The 1,481-nt window shown below is 57.3% G+C and carries 1 protein-coding gene and 1 pseudogene; both read left to right on the forward strand.

Annotated features, from left to right (window positions below; all coding sequences use genetic code 11):
* Positions 1-134 precede the first annotated feature (134 nt).
* Positions 135-482, forward strand: a pseudogene (locus B5V02_RS42865) (IS110 family transposase); the annotation flags it as partial.
* A 470-nt stretch (positions 483-952) separates the two neighbouring features.
* Positions 953-1,481, forward strand: a 529-nt coding sequence (locus tag B5V02_RS35495) for an enoyl-CoA hydratase/isomerase family protein (RefSeq protein ID WP_167458802.1), incomplete at its 3' end; no start/stop codon positions are given.

The following is a 1,481-nucleotide window of genomic DNA, read 5'->3' on the forward strand; positions in this document are numbered from 1 at the left end:
CGCTCCGCCATTCAGATCCATCTTCACCGCCTGCAAGCCATGGCAGAGTGGAAAGTCGTCACCGTGGGCAACTGACATCCGCCATACAGGCCTCAGCGCGGTCAGAGCCAGATAACGTGACATTACCTCTGCCGTTCTTCGGCGTACTGTTACCCTGCTTGGTCGGTATCGAGGCTTGCGCCTCCGGTCGCTATTGGGCTCGGGAGATCAGAAAGCTCGGACACGACGTGCGGCTCATTCCACCGTCTAAGCCATACGTTCGCCGGGGAGCGAAGAACGACGCTGCGGATGCGCGGCCGTCTGTGAGGCTGTCTCTCGACGTGGCACGCGGTTTGTGCCGATCAAGTCCGAGCAAGATCAGGCATTCCTGATGTTGCACCGAGCCCGCGGCCTCCTGGTGCGGCAGCGGACAATGGTCGCGTGCGCGATCCGAGCCCATCTGGCGGAGTACGGTCTGATCACCCCGCAAGGGCGGCACCGCATCGATAGCCTTGCGATTGCTTTCGAAGAGGTCCGCGAGGCGATGCCGATTGAAGCCTGCTTTGCGATCAGTACCCTGATTACTCAGCTCGGCGAACTGAACACGCGCATTGGCGAGATTGATGATCGGCTGGTGCAGATTCATCGCAATCATCCTGTTTGCCGATTGCTCGCCTCGGTCCCCGGAATCGGCCCAATCACAGCGACCGCATTTGCCGCATCTGGGCAATGATGACGACGGGCGAGTTGTTCCGTGCCGCGAAAATCTGAGATCTGGGGAACCAGGACAAATTCCGACTGGCTCAAGTGCAATGACGACGTGATGGCAAACGGCAGAGCTGGGATCGAGCAGGCATTTGCCTTGGCATTGTTGCTCATTCGCGATCAATCTATGTCAAAACAATGTTGGACGCGGAATAATTATTCGGCGAAGTTTGATTTTAGAAGTTTAGTCGTCTCAGAGAGATCGTCCATGAACGAAGTCGTGACGAAGCAAGAAAATCAAGCGTTTCACATCATCTTCAACCGTCCTGAACGGTTAAATGCTGTCAACGAAGCCCTGTATCAACAGACGTTGGATGCCCTGAATTATGCCGACCAGGCCCCCAATGTCCGGTGCGTAGTCTTGTCCGGAAATGGCCGGGCGTTTTGCGCTGGTGCCGACATGAAGGCCCATAAGTCCGGCGAGCGGACCCGCGAAGAGCGCGAGGTTTATATTATGCTCGGCCAGCGCGTGTGCGAGCGGATTCAAACGATGACAACGCCCGTCATTGCCGAGGTGCACGGTTATGCCGTTGGCGGGGGGGCGGAAATCGCGACCTCTGCTGATTTTCTTATCATGTCCGAGGATGCCCAGCTCGGGTTTCCCGAAGTTGCCATTGGGACGTATGTGGGTGGGGGCGTGACGCTCCGGCTCCCCAGGCTTATCGGGTTAAGAAATGCGGCAAGTCTTTTGATGCTGGGCAATAGGATAACCGGCGCGAAATGCCAGGAGATCGGCC

The sequence above is a fragment of the Mesorhizobium kowhaii genome (genome assembly GCF_003253745.1).
In the GTDB taxonomy this organism is placed as follows: Bacteria; Pseudomonadota; Alphaproteobacteria; order Rhizobiales; family Rhizobiaceae; genus Mesorhizobium; species Mesorhizobium kowhaii.